Origin of the sequence: Streptomyces sp. NPDC006711 (assembly GCF_042869775.1) — a bacterium.
Lineage (GTDB): Bacteria > Actinomycetota > Actinomycetes > Streptomycetales > Streptomycetaceae > Streptomyces.
Window position 1 is genome coordinate 150,758 of record NZ_JBIAGO010000014.1, and the last position, 16,902, is coordinate 167,659.

The window sequence follows — 16,902 nt, forward strand, 5'->3', positions numbered from 1 at the left end:
CACCGGTCGGCGTTCGGCTGTCAGGAACGGCCTGCTGTGCCGCTCGGCTCAGGCCTGCTCGTACACCCAGCTGGAGGTCGCCCCGCCGCCGACCCTCGCCCGCCAGGCGAGGGAGTTTCCGTCGCGGATGCCGGTCTCGTTGGAGCCGACGTCGCGCCAGGTCCCGTTGCCGTTGTGGTTCCCGAACGTCTGCACGGGACCACCGTTGACGCTGACGTCCAGGTACGGGGTACGGCCGTCGGGCTCGGTGTCGCCGATACCGAACATGTTCTTGGCGGGGTCGAAATACACGTACGCCCCCTTGATGACGCGGGTGTCGGCGCTGGCGGGGCTCCCGACGGTCACCACGGTGACCGCCGCTGTGGCGATGGCGAGCAGAGCGAGCTTCTTTCGCATGTGTTCGTCCCTCTCAGCAAAGTTCTCCGGTAGTCCCGGCCGCTGGTTCGAACCGGTGACCCCAGCTTTGGGACGACCCGGTTGTCCGTCCACGAAAGGCAGCGAAATCCCAGGTCAGCCGCGGACAATCGACATTGTCCGGCGGACAGGGAGGGGTTCACACCTGTCCCGCCCCCTTCGCCGCCGGATGAGTCGCGTGGAATCCCGCCACGGACCACCAGGTTGTCCGACAACTGCTGGAACGCCCGACGCATGACTGATCTGCTGGGACGTCAGTCGAAGCGGGGCAGCCGGAGTCCCCGGAGCCCCGCGGGCAGGGAGGAGCTCAGGATGGGCAGAGCGGGACGTCCGCAGAGTGAACCGAAAGGGGAGACCACCCAGGCGAATGCGCTGGCGGTGTTCCTGCGGAGCCTGACGGAGGGGCGTACGGTCCGGGAGCTGGCCAAGACGTATGGGGTGGGCAAGACCAGTTGGAGTGACTATCGCTCGGGAGTGAAGATCATTCCCCTGGGCCTCTTGAAGAGGGTCATCTCCGGCCAGGTCCGCGATGAGCGAGGCCGCGCCGCACTGTGGACCCGGGCCAGGGGACTGCATGCCGCCGCCTGTGCTGCCGAGGAGGGCAGGGCGCGATCGGACGGTAGGGGGGACAGCACTCCTGAGACGTGGGCGATGCTCCAGCGCGCTCAGCGCCGAGCCGACGCCGAACTCGCCCAGTCGCAGGACGCGTTACGCACCCTGATGCGGCTGACCGCCAGGTTGCAGAAGGAACTCGACGACGCCATCGGCCGGGCCGGCACCGGACCGGAGACCGGCGCGGGACCTGAAGCCGATGCGTCCTTGGGCAAGGCGCGGCGGGAGGACGGGGCCTCGGCGGAGCCCGGGGACTCCGGAGGTCTCGGGGACTCCGAGCGGCGTGTGCCGGGCAAGGAGCTCGTTCGGTGGGTACCGCGCTCTCCCGCCCTGTACGACCTGGCGGACACCGTGGTGGCCGTGGGCGCCGAGTTCGAGGTCGGTATGCGGACCATCGGCCGCCTGCGTGACGACGTCCGGCACCTCCGGGAGCCTTGCCCCGCGCGGATCGGTGGCGCTTTGGTACGGAGGGAAGCCAGCACACCGGCGGTGCGGGAGCGCCGAAAGCCGCCGAGCCTGCCGGGGCGCTCCCGCTTCCTCGCGGGCACCCGCGACCCACGACGGCTGTGGCGGGTGCTGCTGCTCACCGCGATCGCCCTGGCTCTCTCCATACCTGCCACCTCCCTGGAACACTTCCGGCAGTGGGCCGCGCCCTCGGTGCCGGAGCCGATGACCACTTTCTCCCCGAAGGCCGGCCCGCCGGAATCCGCGGCGGCTTCGCCACTCGAAGCCGGCCCCACGGTGCCGGGAAGCGCCGGCGCTCCGCTGCGGGGATCGACGAGCACCCCCGCCCCCACCCCCGCGCCGGCTTCCGCCTCCCCGGGCCCGCCGAAGTCCGAAGTCTCGAACCCGGCGCCCACACCCCGGGGCGGACCCGTGGACGTGCCGGCCCCCACTGGCAGCGGCGTCTACGCGATATCGCAGGACGGCGCCGAGGTCGTCCAATGGGGCGGCACCGGATGGGAACGTATCGGTGGCCCCGCATCCGAGCTTTACGCCGGCCCCGCCGGAGTCTTCGCCACCGACCCCACAACGGGTGACCTGCGCGGCTACAGCGGCATTCCCGGACGCTGGAGCACGATCAGTGATCGCGCCACCGGCTTCGCGATCAGCGGCCGGGACCTGTACCGGCTGGCCCGGGATCGCAGCGCCGTCCACCGCTGGGACCGGACCCGGGGCGCCTGGACTCGGGTCGGTGGCCCAGCGGGACGTCTCTACGGCGGGGGAGCGGGGCTGTTCGCCACCGACCCGGTGGACGGCCGGATCTTCGCGTACGGGGGGAAGGGCGAAGCCTGGTCGTACGCGGGGGCCGCGGGAGCCGACTTCGTCGTGACCGACCAGCATCTGTACGGACTGAACCCCGAGCGGAGCGCTGTGTTCCGGTGGAGTGGTGAAGCGGGCGTATGGAGCGCGGTCGGCGGCCCGGCGCTCGCCCTGTACGCGAGCGCTTCCGAGCTGTACGCCAGCAACGAGGCGGACAGCGGCCTGTGGCGTTACCGCGCGGGCGCGTGGACTCGCGTCGGAGACGCGGGAACGTCGTTCGGCGCGCGAGGCGAGCGCCTGTACCGCCTCGACAAGGACCACTCGGCGGTCTGGGAAGGAAACGGCGCGGCCTGGGTGCGGATCGGCGGTCCTGTCCGCGCGCTGGCGGTCGCGGGCTGACGCGAGTTGGACGGCGATTCCGGCGGGGGCCTTCCGGCGGGGGCATTCCGGCCTGGTTCGCCATCGGCCGCAACTCCCTTAACGAATGGGCCAGTTGCGCGTCGTCGAGCGGGTGTGCCGTATCGGGGCGAGCGGGACCTGCCCTCCTGCGCCGGGAAAGGGAGCTGAGTGCCGGACTCGCAGGACTGTGGGCGCGGGTGTGGTGCCTGTTGTTCCCCCCCCGCCCAAGTCGACTGGTCTCACCCGCTGTTGTCGTGTTCGAACCCGGGCCGGTGCGGGCGTGGAAGGTGGTGCCCGAGGGATGCCGACGGCCCGGTGGAAAGGCCGGTGGCGGTGGCGATGGTGTCGATGGTGTGGTCGGTGATTTCCAGGAGTTGCTGGGCGTGGCGGATGCGTTGGGTGTGAAGCCAATGGAGCTCGGCGGGGGTGTGGGCCCGCCGCGTGGGCCGCGCGCACCGCGGCGCGCAGGTCCACGGGCGGGTCCGCGTCCGGGTCGGCCCAGCCGGGGACGATCACGGTGTCGTCGTCGAGGCCCTTGACCGCGTCCTCAGCGGTCGCACTCACGCGGTCGGCGTCGCTGCCACGGGCGAGGTGTTCGATGCCCCGGACTTCCTTCGCGGGCTGCCCCCGCACGTCACCCTGGAGCCGCACCCCTGAGGACGGCCGGAGCGGACGGCCCGCAGGAGCCGGCCCACTTCCTGAAGAGTCCTGGCCTCTGTTCACCGCCAACACGCGCTCCAGGGAGGGAAGTTGGCGCGCCGGTCGCGGTGGCGTTCCGGGGCGCTCCTCGACGGCCGGCCTGCGACCCCTTCGAGGTCAGGGGGCATCGGTCGCCGCGTCGATCGCATCGGTCGCGTGTGGGGTGTCGCGGTGGGATTCGGCGTCGTCCGGTGTGTCCGTGGGCCAGGCTTTGAGCGCGGTTTCGACCACGTGCTCGAGCTTTTCGCGACCGACCCCGTCGCATGCCTGAGTGGACATGCCCTGGATGACGGCGGCGTAGAACGTCGCCAGCGCGCCGGCGTCGGTTCCTTCGGGCAGGCGGCCCGCGGCGATGTCCGCGTCGATCTTCTCCTCCAGCGCCTGTTTGGTCCCCTCGCGGAAAGCGCGCAGCTCGGCCTTGACGTCCTCGGCTGCCGGCGTGCAGTTGGTCGCGCCGCTGATGACCAGGCAGCCGGGCGGGTGGCTGGGGTCGGTGAAGTCGGCGGCCGCCAGGCGGAGCATGGTTTCGATGGCGCCGCGCGCGGTGGGTTGCGCCAGGGCGCGGGCCCCGTAACTGCCGTAGGTGGCCGCGTAGTGCTGGACGACCTCGGTGAACAACTGCCGCTTGTCCCCGAAGGCCGCGTACAGGCTCGGCGGATTGATGCCCATCGCCCGGGTGAGCGAGGCGACAGAGGTCGTCTCGTAGCCGTGCAGCCAGAACTCCCTCAGTGCGACCTCCAGTGCCTCGTCCCGGTCGAAAGCTCGTCGTTGCGTCCGTGCGGTGCTCATGGAATGAGTCTATAGCGATCGCTAAAGCTGTGCTACGTTTTCCCGCTGTTCCTGCTGTAGCGATCACTAAAGCCACTGCGCCGAACCAAGGAGTGTCCTGTCATGCCCGTGCTCACCCCGGCCTCACCCGCCCTGCCCAAGCCCGTCCTGGCCCGCACCGTGCGCGGGTCCGGCCCTGGACTCCTCCTGGCGCACGGCGCGGGTGGCAGCGTCGAGGGCAACTACGGACCGATCCTCGACGGGCTCGCCGCGCGCCACACGGTCGTCGGGGCCGACTATCCGGGCACCGGGCGGACCCCGAGGTCCAAGACCCCGCTGGACGCGGACGAGCTGGCCGACCAGTTGGTGGCCGCGGCGGACGCCGAGGGCCTTGACACCTTCGCGATCGCCGGGTTCTCACTCGGCGGCCCCCTCGCGATCCGCGCCGCCGTACGTCACCCCGAGCGCGTCACCGCTCTGGTGCTGACCGCGACCTTCGCCCACCGTGACAACAAGCTGGATCTGGCCGCCGCGCTCTGGCAGCGGCTGTACGAGACCGGTGACCGCTCGCAGCTGGCCGAGTATCTGACGCTGGTGGCGTTCAGCACCCCCGCTCTGAACGCACTCGCGCCCGACCAGCTGCGGGCCGGCGCCGACCTCCTCGCCGAGGCCATTCCGCCCGGTACCCCGGACCACACCGACCTGGTGCGACGCATCGACGTCCGTGACGACCTCGCTCGTATCACCGTTCCCACACTGGTGATCTCCACGACCGGCGACCCGCTGGTCCCGCCCGCTCTGCACCGCCGGCTCGCCGACGAGATACCCGGAGCGCGCCTGGCCGAAATCGCCACCGGCCACCTGCCGTTCGCCGAGCGGCCTGAGGAATGGCTGGAACTGATCACCGCCTTCCTCGACGAGCAGACCCCCCAGGCCTGACCCTCGCGCCTGCCCTCCCGCCTGGGTCACCCATGCCGGACCCGGGCCCCCTCACCTGCCCACTTCCCCATGTGCGCCCGCTTAGATCCGACTGCCAGGAGTAGCGACATGCACGCGATCACCCAGCACTCTTTCGGTGGCCCCGAAGTCCTCGAACTCACCGACGTGGACCGGCCGCAACCGTTGCCCTCCGAAGTCCTTGTGAGGGTCCGCGCGGCCGGCGTCAATCCGGTTGACGCGATGGTCCGTTCCGGGGCCTTCCCTCTGCTCGGCGAGCCCCCGTTCGTCCTGGGCTGGGACATCTCCGGCGTCGTGGAAGAGGTCGTCCCCGGCGTCACGCGCTTCGACGTGGGTGACGAGGTCTACGGCATGCCCTTCTTCCCGCGCCCCGGCAACGCCTTTGCCGAGTACGTCGCCGTGCCGTCGCGCCAACTCGCCCGCAAACCCAGGGCCCTTGACCACGCCCACGCGGCGGCCCTGCCCCTCGCGGGACTCACCGCCTGGCAGAGCATCGTCGACGCCGGAGAAGTCCAAGCCGGCCAGCGCGTCCTGATCCACGGCGGCGGCGGTGGCGTCGGCCACCTCGCCGTCCAGATCGCCAAGGCGCGCGGGGCCCACGTCATCGCCACCGCCAGCGGAGCCAAACATGACTTCGTCCGCGCTCTGGGCGCGGACGAAGTCATCGACTACCGCACGGTCGACTTCACCGACGCGGTCACCGACGCCGACCTCGTCCTGGACACCGTGGGTGGCGACTACGGCAGACGATCACTGCGCGCCCTGCGCCCCGGCGGCCTGCTCGTCACGGTGGTGGACCGCGCCGACACCGAACTGCGCCAGGCAGCCATCGAGGCCGGAAGACGGTTCGCGGGCGTCACCGTGGAGCCCGATCACGTAGGGCTCCAGGACATGGCCGAGCTGGTCGACACCGGCAAGTTGCGCCCCTACGTCGAGCACACCCTTCCGCTCACCGACGCCGCCAAGGCCCACCACCTCATCGAATCCGGCCGCACCCGGGGAAAGATCGTGCTCACCCTGTGATGTGACTGGATACGCGATCACCTGGTCCTTGCCGCCAAAGGCGGGAGTAGCACGTCGTGCCTCGGCCGGAGGGCTTCGCTGCCCACGGGGTATGGGGCCGGCCGCCGTGTGCAGCGGCGGCCGACCGGTGACGTGCTCCTCCCTTGGGCTCTCCGCTCGGCGCGCGGGTGGCCACGGGGCAAATGATGAGGTGTCAGACACGGCCTTGTGCCGAAAGGGACGTTGTGAGTGCCAGGTGCTCCCTGGGCGTCAGCCCTTGACGTTGACGGCTGTCCAGGCGGCCTTCACTGCGGCGACCTCGGAGCTGTTCGCGCCATAAAGGTCGGAGGCCGCGTTCACCGTGCCCGCACGGGCAGCCTTGTAGTCGGTCGTGGAGGTGAAGTAGGCACTGAGCGCCTTGTACCAGATCTTGACGGCCTTGTCCCGTCCTATGCCCGTGAGCGTGGAGCCGTCCTTGGTGGCGCTCTCGTGCCGTACGCCGTTGATGGTCTTGCTCCCGCTGCCCTCGGCGAGTAGGTAGAAGAAGTGGTTGGCCACTCCGGAGGAATAATGGGGGTCCTTGTTCTTGGTGGTGGCGTCCCAGAAGTCCTGGGACAGCCCGTCGCGACTGGGGGTGTCCTGGTAACGGAGCGGCTTTCCGGCGCTGAAGTGGTTGGTCTTCTCTGCCAGGAAGTAGTCGCCAGGGTCGGCAGGGTTGGCGGCGTTGAACTCGATCGCAGTGCCGAAGATGTCTGAGGTGGCCTCGTTGAGTCCACCCGACTCGCCCGCGTACACCAGACGGGCGGTGGCGGCGGTGACGCCGTGGGAGAACTCGTGCCCGACAGTGTCGAGTTGAGTCCAAGGGTTGTTGCCCGAGTCGCCGTCTCCGTACTGGATGGAGTAGCTCTCGTCGTCGTAGAAGGCGTTGTCCAGCTTGTTGCCGTAATGGACGTACGAGGTCGGAGCCGAGCCGTCGTTGCGGATGCCGTCGCGCCCAAGGACGTTCTTGTAGAAGTCGTTGGTCTGGGCGAAGCCATAGGCGGCATCGACCGCGGCGGTCTGGCGGTTGGACGGAGTTCCGTCTCCCCAGGTGTCGTCGGCATCGGTGAAGAGGGTGCCGTCCCTGCCCTCAGCGTTGCGCGCGTCGATGACGCGGTGATTGCCGCGCGACTTGTCGATGAGCTGGTAGCCGGCGCCAGCACGCGTGGTGACGAGATCGACCTTGCCGTTGTACTGGCTGGTGTCGTCGGCGATGTTGTCGATCGCCTGGTACTCGAAGAGCGTTGCCCCGGTGGTCGCGTCCGTGATGACGTGCAGGCGGCTCGGTGCGCCGCCCTTCTGGGAGCCGTGGACAACGGTCTCGTAGGCGAGAACGGGGGTGCTGCCGGCGGCCCAGATCACCTTGCGAGGCTCCTGGTCGGTGCCGCCGGTGGTGGGCCGGTCCACGCCGGCGGCGAGAGCCGCCTTCACCGCGGCCCTGTCGACAGCGGTCGACGTCACTTTCGCGGAGAGCGAGCTGATGCGTATGGGCTGGGCGGCGGCGTGAGTGACGCTCTTGATCGTGCCGCTGGCGTTGCGGTGGACGATGAAATCGCCGCCGAGCACGGGGAGTCCGGCGTACGTGCGGTCGTAACGGGTGTGCGTCGTGCCGTCTGCGTCCTTGACGACGTCGCGGACGATCAGCCTCTCCTTGTCGTCCAAGCCGAGCGCGGCGGCTGTGCCGGCGTCAGAAGTGGCCGGAGCCGGGGTCGAGGGGCCGGCCTCGGCGGAGGCTACGCCCGCGGCCGTCAGCAGGGTCGCCGCGACGACGGAGGCAGTGGAAGCAGCGATAAGGCGCCGCGATATGGAGGAAGCCACAGAGTTCTCCTGCATGGGGGATGTTTGGTGGCGTCAAAGACGCCTGCATTCGGGCTGGTTCACTCGAAGCAATAGCGAACATAGCCAGATGCGCGTCAGCACGTCACCCCCGTCGACATGATTTGGGGGACATGCGGCAAGAATGAAAGAAGCTCTTCACGTGCATGCAAAAGAACAGCAATGAAACCGGAAGTGCACGGCTAGGGTTTCTCGTGTTTCCGCAGCTGATTACGGTGTGAAGGATTTTCCTTCCATGAGGGTGCGACCCGGCGGGAGTTGGCCGTCGGACACCGAGTCGCTTCCAACCTGACCGCGCTGGTTGCGTGTTGGGCGGATCTGCGGAAAAGCGAGCTTCTGGGAGACGGGTTCACGGCCAAGATCTACCCCCCCCGCCCGGGGCTTCGTGCGCTCATTCGCCCGTCATCGAGCGACCTGCCCAGTCGCACCCCGCAGTACCTGACCGGACGACTTGCCGCGAGCCCAGCAGCTATCTGCACTCCACTTGTCAGCCGCATGGTTGAATGGGTGTCATATCGCGTTGAAGGGAATGCCGATGCTGCATTGTGAGCTGCTTCACGGTGCGCTCGCGGGGTCCGTGATCAAGTAACATCAATGGGCGTGAAGTGGCCACGTTCCGTCAAAGACAGGGCCGCCGCACGTCGCGTTCAAGACGCAAGGAGAGGGAACGTGAAGTGCCAATACCCTGCGGGTGAGTTCGGCCACCGCGTTGGCCGCAATCGTCTTCGGTGTGGCGGCGCCGACCGCCTCGGCTGTTTCCACGTCACCGTACGGAGTCCCCGGCGCGTAGCCAGGTGCGGGGCATGACCGACATCAATGCTCCCACAAGCTGCCGGGGCGAAGTCCGTGACCGGGTGAACGCGGTCGAGGGCTGTTGCTCGTCCGCGAACTCAGCTCGTCGGCCGGCCGCAGGACCACAGAGCCGGGCAAACCCCGTGTAGTTCACTCTCCTGCGGACACCTGCGACCGAACTCGCGTGACTTCGCCAGGCCCGCGCGCAAGAAAATCGACTGAGTCGCAAGCAGGATGCGTGGGGTGGGGCGAATGCCTGCGCGCGGTGGTTCGGACAACCCTGTCGGCAATGCGCCGCCGACGGCTACGCCGAAAAGCGTCCGCTTCGTCCGAGCCGCACCGGACGGGAAGAAGCCCGGCCCGGGGCGGCTTCACCGCCGCAGAGAGCGCACTGCCCTGCGAGGAAAACGCCTGAGTGAATCGCGGGCGTCACGGGATCAAAAAGTGGTCGGTGACCGCAGAACGTTCCGTCGACCGACGAGAAACCACAACAGACTACCGACGACGGGCGCAATGAAGCAAAATATGATCCAGGCGAACTTCATCCCGTTTCCGGCACGGGAAGAAATGATGCTGATTAAGGCGCTGACGTACAGGGCTATGGCAACGAGGATGATGAACGGGACTAGGACAGCGAGTGGACGGCTGATATTTTGAACATCTGCGGCCAATGCAGTCAGGTGACTGCTTGATGGATGCATGTGTTTCTCTTTCGTTCCAGGGAGGCGGCTAAGCCCGCAGGGACGAAGATAGTCTGCCACGTCTGGATCCCGAGGAGAGCCTGTAGCCAGCACTGTAACGAAACTCCGATGCCGCGATAGGGGGACCCTCTCATCGCTTCATCACCCGAGAATGCGTGCCGACTTAGGATGGCTTCGGAGGTAATTCGGTATGCGCATGGAACAGTTGGAATATTTTGCGGCGGTCACCAGGTTGGGGTCGTTGCGTCGTGCTGCGGAGGAGCTGCACTTGTCGCAACCGGCGCTGAGCGAGACACTCCGCAATCTGGAGCGGGAACTGGGAGTGGAACTCCTGGAACGCAAGCGTTCCGGAGCGAAGATCAGTGATGAAGGCCGCGAACTGCTGCCGCACATCGCCGACGTGCTGGACGCGGTCGACCGACTGCGTCGGGCAGCCGACGAACATCACCTGAACAGCCGCCGACTGCGCCTGGGCACCGTCAACGCGGCCACCGTCACGCTTCTCGCACCCGCCATCCGTGAGTTCCGTGCCGTGCATCCATCGACGCAAGTAGAAGTGATAACGGACCGGCAGGACGGAATCCAACGACACCTCACGGAGGGCAGCTTCGACCTCGGGCTGGTCAGCTACCTCCGGGACGACGACCTTCCCCCCGGCCTCCACACCACCGAACTTCTACGCGGCCGTCCAGTCGTCTGCGTCCGCCCGGACAGCCCACTGGCCACACTCAACGCAGTCACTGTCACAGACCTGCTGGCCCAGCCCTTGATCGTCATGCGAACCGGATATGCGATGCACCGCTACGTACACCGGCTTCTCAGAGGTTCTGTGCCGTCCTTCTCGTACTCCGCGGACGGGGCCCGAGATGTGCAAGCTGATGGTCGCTGAGGGACTCGGGGTTAGCGTGCTACCGGATTACAGCGTGCTCGACGACCCACTGGAACGCAACGGCACGATCGTCCACCGCCCGCTGGCTGACGACGCCACCGAACTGCGTGTCATGATCCAGCGGCGCCACGCACGCCCAGTACCCACGGCGGAACGAGACCTGCACGCCATACTCGTGCGCCGAGCCGCGGAACGGCGACGGGGCCTGCACGTTCCACACACGTAGGTTGCGGCCGAGGTGGGTGCCATCCCAGAACCGGCGATGCCCCCCTCGCGGTCTCACGTCACCGGGCGCCGCTTGACGTTCTCAGCGGCACGTGAACCACACGGACACCGCCTGGGCCCCGGCGGGCAGGTCACGGGGCGGGTAGCGCCACTTCGGCTTCCGGGCCGGCGCATTCGCGCTGGTGCTCCCTGGCGGGACATGCCTGAGCGGTATGGCCCGTGGGAGACGGTCTACGGACTGTTCCGGCGTTGGCAGCGGGACGGAACCTGGTCCCGCATCTTCGAGCCGCCCTCGCACCCGGCCGGGCAACGAGTGGCTGTGACCAGCATCCTCATGCTCGCCCTGGTGGATTTCGCTGGTCTTCGGTGTCGAATGCCTGGGCAACGGCGAGGCTGTCCTCGTAGATATGGTGCCGGGTGACCAAGCCGTCTTCAAAGGTCAGGTGCATAGCGAATCGCGCGCGATACGCACGTCCGGTGGACCGAGCAGTCTGGCGAATCTCGCCGATCACGACCGCGTCGTTTCCGTCGATGAGGATGCGCTCGACCTCAGTGGCCACCTGCTCCGGCACGTGGTGCTCGGCGAGTTCGCGATAGTGGGCGGCCGCGTCGGCCCGGGTGGACCGATGACGGATCCAGGGCGTGGAAGTATGACCGTGCTCGGCCTCCGGCCAGCTCAGCTTCCAATCGCCTCGCTCGGCGTACAACTTGGCGATGCGCTCGGGGTCGCCCTCACCGATCGTACGCAGTAACTGCTCAACCGCGGTCCGTGTGTTCGTAGGTGTGGCTATGGACATGATTGGCCTCTCTCCGTATGGTCCGCTTCCTGCTCACGCGGCGAGACCATCAACCTAGCCCGCACCGTCCGGCCGAGACGATTACCTCCGAAGTAAGGCAAACGCAACATCAAGATCCACTTTCGAAACGCACCCTGGAGCACATACGCGCCAACTCGCCCGCGCCAACGCGGAGATGACCCAACTCGCAGCATTGGCCCGCGTGCCCCTCCCAAGGCCACGCAAAAGGTCGCACAAGCTCAATCAGCTCAGCACAGAACCTCTCGTCGAGCTTGCGAACCGCTCCCAGGACGCGTCCTCCACACCCGCCCACCCCCCTCGGACGCAGCGGAAATCCCTCAACCGCCCGGCCTTGAGGGAACTTCAGTGGCGTACGCGCCAGCGGGTGGGACGATCACGTGGTGCGGGGCGGGTTTGATCCGCAGGCCGGTCAGGGCGATGAGGGCGACGAGTGCGAAGGCGCAGGCGCCGAGAGTGAAGGAAAGCGTGTACTGGCCTTCGCCGGGCAGCGGATGCGTTCCGGGCGGAAGGCCTGTCAGCAGGTGGGCGCTCAGTATCGCGGTGATCACGGCGCTGCCCAGGGAACTGCCGAGCGACCGGGCGATCGAGTTGATGCCGTTCGCGATGCCGCTCTGATGGGCGGGGACGCCCGCCACGATGAACGCGGGAAGGGTCGCGAAGCCGAAGCTGACCGCGACGCCGGTGAGCAGGCCCGCTGCCACGACACCCCCGGGACTGGCGTGGCTGAGGGCAAGCCAGCCGAAGCCCAGGACACCCGATCCGGCTCCGGCGGCCAGGGTGATGCGGGCGCCGATCCGGCGGACCAGTACGCCGCCGAACTGCGCGGCGATCAGCGACGCGATGGTGCCGGGCAGCAGGTAGACCACGGCGGCGTCCAGCACCGAGGCCGAGAAGCCGTACCCCGCCACGCTGTGGGGTGTCTGCACCAGATACGAGATTCCTATGAACTGGGTGAACATGCCGAATCCCAGGAGGACGCCGGCGAGGTTGGTGAAGACCACCGGCCGCAGCACGAACATCCGCATGTCCACCAGCGGTTGGCGCACCCGGCGTTCGATGAGTACCCACACGACCGTGAGCAGCACCGCGCCCCCGAGCAGGCCCAGGCAGCGCGCCGATGTCCAACCCCACGCGCCGCCCTGCGAGATGGGCAGGAGGAGCAGGATCATCGCGCCGGCGAGCGTCGTCACTCCCAGCCAGTCCGTACGGCCGCCGACGGAGGAGGGGGACGGCGGGACGGCGATCGCGGCGGTGGCCAGGGCGATCAGGGACAGGACGGTCGCCAGCCAGAAGACCCGGTGGTAGTCCGGGTGCGGGCCCTGGCTGAGCAGTCCCGCGCCGACAAGGGCGAGGCCGCTGCCGAACGCGAGGGTTCCGCTGACCAGCCCCATCGCCCCCGGCAGGCGCCGCGCGGGCAGTTCGTCGCGCAGCACCGACAGCGCCAGCGGGAAGATCGCCGTGGAGGCTCCCTGCATCACGCGGGCGAGGAGGAGCAGCGGTAGCGAGCTGGTGCAGGCGGCCAGTACGGATCCGGCGACGGTCACCCCGAGCACACCCAGGAGTACGGGTCGCTTTCCGTGCATGTCGCCGAGGCGGCCGAGCACGGGCGTGAACACGGCGGCCGACAGCAGCGTCGATGTGGCCAGCCAGCTCGTCGTGGAGGAAGACAGCGACAGATCCTTCTGAACCACGGTCAGGATCGGGACGATCAGGGTCTGCATCATTGAAACGATCATGGCCGAGAGGCCCAGTGCGAAAACGAGACCGCGTCCCGCGGACTCCCTCGCGGCCGGACGCCTGTGACTGCCTGGCATCAAGTGCGCTTTCCGTTGAGGTCGGAGGCGGGAGTGGAAGGGCGGGATGCCCTCGCGTCGGTGTGCGCCGCTCAATGGGCGGGCCACCCGTCCCGCGCTGAGACGTTCTGCGTTCAGCCCGTCACGCCGACGGGCGCGGGCAGCAGCGTCGACAAGTCGTCGGCGAGGATGCGCAGGCCGTCCTCGGACAACAGGGATTCCGGATGGAACTGGGTCGAGCGCAGCCGTTCGCCGCGCAGCGCGTGGACCTCGCCGCTGTCCGGGTCCCGGCTCACGTCGATGCCCTCGGGGACGTGCGGGCCGCTGAAGCGGTCGGTGGGGCACAGGGCCGCGTAGGTGTTGTAGAAGCCGAGCCTGGCCGTGCGGCCGAACAGGTCGATCTCTCGCTGCACCCCCTGGTTGGGCGGGTTCTTGCGGACCAGATCGAGCCCGAGCTCCGCGCAGAGCACCTGGTGTCCGAGGCAGACCGCCAGGAAGGGCCGCCGCGCGGCCAGGAGCCCGCGGACGGTGCGGCGCAGGGCGGCGATCTTCGGATGGTTCCCGTCGCGCGGATCGCCGGGGCCCGGGCCCACGATCACGAGGTCGTGGTCGGCCGGTTCGTACGGTTCGTCGAAGCGCCGGACGGTGACGTGCAGGCCCAGGGAGATGAGTTGGTGGTTGAGCATCGCGGTGAAGGTGTCCTCGCCGTCGATGAGCAGGATCCGCCTGCCGTTCAGCACCTCGCGGTTCTCCCGGTACGCCTGCTCGTCGAACGGGTCCAGCCAGAACCGGGCCAGGGTCTTGTTGCGGTCCGCCAGGGAGTCGAGGATCGCGCTGTCCTCGGTGAGTACGGGGCGCTTGGCTCCCTGGAGCACGTCGCCGTGCAGGGCCTGGAGCACCGCCGCCGCCTTGGCGCGGGTTTCGGCCACCTCGGAGGCGGGGTCGGAGTGGCGCACCAGGGTGGCGCCGACTCCGATCCGCAGCCGGGAATCCGCGTCGATGTCGGCGCAGCGGATGAGCACCGCGGAGTCCATGCGTCGCGCGCCGGCGCCGTCCCGGCCGATCAGGGCGAGGACCCCGCTGTAGTAGGCGCGTCCGTCGCTCTCGTACCGGTTGATGACCCGGCAGGCGTTCTCCAGCGGGCTGCCCGTGACGGTGGGCACGAACATCGTCTCGCGCAGGATGTCGCCCGGCTCGCGCGTGGTGCGCCCGCTGAGGTGGTACTCGGTGTGGGCCAGCCGTGTCATCTCCCGCAGGTACGGGCCCTCGGCCCGGATTCCGGGTTCGCAGATGCGCGCCATCATCTTCAGCTCTTCGTCGACGACCATGTACAGCTCGTCCGTCTCCTTGGGATCGGCGAGGAAGCGCAGCGTCTCGGGGACGGTGGGTCCGCCGGCCGGGTAGCGGTAGGTGCCGCTGATCGGCGTCATGGTGACGGTGTCGTCGTTCAGCGCGACGTGCCGCTCGGGGCTGGCGCCCACCAGCGTGCGTGTGCCCGTGTGTATGAGGAAGGTCCAGTACGCGCCGGCCTCACCGGCGAGCAGGCGGCGGAACACCGTCAGCGCGGCCTCGGTGGGCGGCCCTTGGACGGTGGCGACGAAGGAGCGCTTGATGACGAAGTTCGCCCCTTCGCCGCGCCCGATCTCCTCGCTCATGATCTCGCGGACGATTCGCTCGTACTCGGCGTCGTCGGTGTCGAAGCCGGCGTCCGCCAGCTCGAAGGGCCGGGCGGGGAACGCCGCCAGGGTCTCCTTGACGCTCAGCCTGGTCTGCTCGTCCACCGTCATGGCGAGCAGCGGTGTGCCGTCGTCCTGGTGCGCATAACCGCGCTCCGCTATCTGCCGGTACGGAACCAGGACCACCAGATCGTGACGGTTCCCGGCCCCGCCCTGCGGCGGGTCGCAGGGCAGCGGAAGGTCGCTCAGCCGCGCCACCTCCGTGACGTTTCCGAGCAGGAGCTCGACGTCCTGATGACCTGCGGAGTGCGGTCGGTGGAGCAGGACGAACGGTGGTGCGTCGGGTCCCCAGAGGGTTTGCAGACGTGCTGTGTTCATCTCATTCACGAGAACTCCCCGAAAACTCGCACGGCAACAGGATGGCCGCCGCCTCTGGCTCTTGTTTCTGCGCACTCGCCTTCTCCTGCGTTGCGAACCAGAGTCTCGCAGTCGGGCCGGGTGGGGGCCACTACTCACATACGCTGCGCGCTGCGGTGGGCGAGTAGGTTGTCAACTGCTTCCGACTACTCGTACGGGTAGCCCGCAGAGGCTTCCGTACGGCTAGATTCGAAATCGGCTGACCGCGACGGATCCGGCTTGCACGTCGGCTGTTCAGCCCGAATAGCTCGTTCAATCTCAGCGTCATTCGGCTGTAACCCGCCGAACACCGACGATTCGATTGTGTGCCTCATTGATGTGCTCGTGCCGAGGCAGCCGACAGGGGATACGGGGATCGAACCTTCATGAATGTCGCCATCAACTGGGCCGGACTCGCCGAATCCCACTACGCGCTGACCGAGGACGAGATGCGGTCCTGGCGGCTGCTGCCCTCCCATCAGCAGCCCGTCTGGAACGACGACTGGCTCGTCACGGGGATCAGGCGAGACCTCGCTCTTCTGCCGGAACTGGTGGACGCCGACGAGGTCAACGCACTGCGCTTGGCTCTGGCCGACGTCGCGGAAGGCCGCAGGCAGGTCGTCCAGGCGGGCGACTGCGCCGAAGACCCGGCCGAATGCACGCCCGCCCATCTGGGGCGCAAGACCGGTCTGCTGGACGCTCTCGCAGGTGTGATGCAGATGGGTTCCGGACTGCCGGTGCTTCGAGTGGGCCGCTTCGCCGGTCAGTTCGCCAAGCCCAGGTCCGCCCTGACGGAGTTCGTCGACGGAGTCGAACTGCCCGTATACCGCGGTCACTTGGTCAACGGGCCGATGGGGACGGAGAGGGACCGCAGGTCCGATCCGCTGCGCATGCTCGCCTGCCACGAGGCCGCGACCACCGCCATGACGTACCTGCGCAGGCAGCAGGAGATCACCAGGGTGCCGGTGTGGGCCAGCCACGAGGCATTGGTGCTGGACTACGAACTGCCGCAACTGCGCCGCGGCGGCGAGGGCGACACGCTGCTGACGTCCACGCACTGGCCCTGGATCGGCGACCGCACCCGGCAGATCGACGGCGCGCACGTACGCATGCTGGCTCTGGTCTCGAACCCGGTCGCCTGCAAGGTCGGTCCCAGCATGACGGAGCACGAACTCCTGCGCCTGTGCGCGCTCCTGGATCCGCAGCGCAGCCCCGGGCGGCTGACGCTCATTTCACGCATGGGAGCCGGAGAGGCGGCCCGTCGGCTGCCGGCGCTGGCCGCCCAAGTACGCGAGGCCGGGCACCCGGTGGTCTGGCTGTGCGACCCGATGCACGGCAACACCGTCAGGGCCGCCAGCGGCCGCAAGACGCGGCTGTTGACCTCCGTCGTGCAAGAGATCGTCGAATTCCAGGGCGCTCTGCGTGAAATCGGGCTGTTTCCGGGCGGACTGCATCTGGAGACCACCCCCGACGAGGTCTCCGAATGTGTCGCCGACGCGTCGGAACTCGCCGGCCGCGACGGGCGCTCCACCACGCTGTGCGATCCCCGACTCAATGCGGAACAGGCGATTTCTGTCGCTGCGAACTGGAATTGAGGAACGGTCGATGCCCGAAGTTGAGAAT

At 68.2% G+C, this 16,902-nt stretch carries 11 protein-coding genes and 3 pseudogenes; 7 read left to right on the plus strand and 7 right to left on the minus strand.

Annotation, left to right across the window (positions count from 1 at the left end; translation table 11 throughout):
* Nucleotides 1-48: 48 nt before the first annotated feature.
* Complete coding sequence (locus tag ACFYM2_RS25290) at nt 49-396, minus strand: hypothetical protein (RefSeq protein ID WP_388839326.1); 348 nt, start codon at nt 394-396, stop codon at nt 49-51.
* 330 nt (nt 397-726) lie between these two features.
* Between ACFYM2_RS25290 and ACFYM2_RS25295 the strand changes: the two genes are divergently transcribed.
* Both ACFYM2_RS25295 and ACFYM2_RS25300 read left to right on the plus strand, forming a co-directional pair.
* A complete protein-coding gene (locus ACFYM2_RS25295) occupies nt 727-2,688 on the plus strand; it encodes a hypothetical protein (protein ID WP_388839329.1) in 1,962 nt (653 codons plus the stop codon).
* Between the two features lie 519 nt (nt 2,689-3,207).
* A pseudogene (locus ACFYM2_RS25300) lies at nt 3,208-3,345 on the plus strand (saccharopine dehydrogenase); the annotation flags it as partial.
* 159 nt (nt 3,346-3,504) lie between these two features.
* Here ACFYM2_RS25300 and ACFYM2_RS25305 read toward each other — a convergent pair.
* On the minus strand, nt 3,505-4,176 hold the full coding sequence (locus ACFYM2_RS25305; protein ID WP_388839332.1) for a TetR/AcrR family transcriptional regulator: 672 nt from the start codon (nt 4,174-4,176) through the stop codon (nt 3,505-3,507).
* A gap of 102 nt (nt 4,177-4,278) precedes the next feature.
* On the opposite strand from ACFYM2_RS25305, the gene ACFYM2_RS25310 reads away from it, so the two are divergent.
* Together ACFYM2_RS25310 and ACFYM2_RS25315 are read left to right on the plus strand one after the other, a co-directional pair.
* A complete protein-coding gene (locus ACFYM2_RS25310) occupies nt 4,279-5,094 on the plus strand; it encodes an alpha/beta fold hydrolase (RefSeq protein WP_358996950.1) in 816 nt (271 codons plus the stop codon).
* A gap of 108 nt (nt 5,095-5,202) precedes the next feature.
* On the plus strand, nt 5,203-6,135 hold the full coding sequence (locus ACFYM2_RS25315) for an NADP-dependent oxidoreductase (RefSeq protein WP_388839336.1): 933 nt from the start codon (nt 5,203-5,205) through the stop codon (nt 6,133-6,135).
* A gap of 249 nt (nt 6,136-6,384) precedes the next feature.
* Here the strand turns inward: ACFYM2_RS25315 and ACFYM2_RS25320 are convergent, their stop codons facing one another.
* Both ACFYM2_RS25320 and ACFYM2_RS25325 read right to left on the minus strand, forming a co-directional pair.
* Nucleotides 6,385-7,986: a M4 family metallopeptidase gene (locus ACFYM2_RS25320; protein WP_388839338.1), complete on the minus strand. Its 1,602-nt coding sequence runs from the start codon at nt 7,984-7,986 to the stop codon at nt 6,385-6,387.
* A 1,232-nt stretch (nt 7,987-9,218) separates the two neighbouring features.
* Nucleotides 9,219-9,542 carry a PLD nuclease N-terminal domain-containing protein gene (locus ACFYM2_RS25325; protein ID WP_388839341.1) on the minus strand — a complete coding sequence of 108 codons (324 nt, stop codon included), beginning with the start codon at nt 9,540-9,542 and terminating at the stop codon, nt 9,219-9,221.
* Nucleotides 9,543-9,672: 130 nt separating this feature from the next.
* Here ACFYM2_RS25325 and ACFYM2_RS25330 point away from each other — a divergent pair.
* Together ACFYM2_RS25330 and ACFYM2_RS25335 are read left to right on the plus strand one after the other, a co-directional pair.
* Nucleotides 9,673-10,597 (plus strand): annotated as a pseudogene (locus tag ACFYM2_RS25330) (LysR family transcriptional regulator).
* 177 nt (nt 10,598-10,774) lie between these two features.
* Nucleotides 10,775-10,882: pseudogene (locus tag ACFYM2_RS25335) on the plus strand (transposase); the annotation flags it as partial.
* Nucleotides 10,883-10,928: 46 nt separating this feature from the next.
* On the opposite strand, the gene ACFYM2_RS25340 reads toward ACFYM2_RS25335, so the two are convergent.
* The 3 genes from ACFYM2_RS25340 to ACFYM2_RS25350 form a co-directional block, all read right to left on the minus strand.
* Nucleotides 10,929-11,393 carry a nuclear transport factor 2 family protein gene (locus tag ACFYM2_RS25340; protein WP_388839344.1) on the minus strand — a complete coding sequence of 155 codons (465 nt, stop codon included), beginning with the start codon at nt 11,391-11,393 and terminating at the stop codon, nt 10,929-10,931.
* 338 nt (nt 11,394-11,731) lie between these two features.
* Nucleotides 11,732-13,228 (minus strand): MFS transporter, encoded by a 1,497-nt coding sequence (locus tag ACFYM2_RS25345; protein ID WP_388839347.1) that lies wholly within the window; start codon nt 13,226-13,228, stop codon nt 11,732-11,734.
* Between the two features lie 113 nt (nt 13,229-13,341).
* The gene (locus ACFYM2_RS25350) at nt 13,342-15,261 is read right to left on the minus strand and encodes an anthranilate synthase family protein (RefSeq protein ID WP_388839349.1); all 1,920 of its coding nucleotides are present in this window, start codon (nt 15,259-15,261) and stop codon (nt 13,342-13,344) included.
* 404 nt (nt 15,262-15,665) lie between these two features.
* Here ACFYM2_RS25350 and ACFYM2_RS25355 point away from each other — a divergent pair, with 404 nt between their 5' ends.
* Nucleotides 15,666-16,874 (plus strand): 3-deoxy-7-phosphoheptulonate synthase, encoded by a 1,209-nt coding sequence (locus tag ACFYM2_RS25355; protein WP_388839352.1) that lies wholly within the window; start codon nt 15,666-15,668, stop codon nt 16,872-16,874.
* Nucleotides 16,875-16,902: the final 28 nt, after the last annotated feature.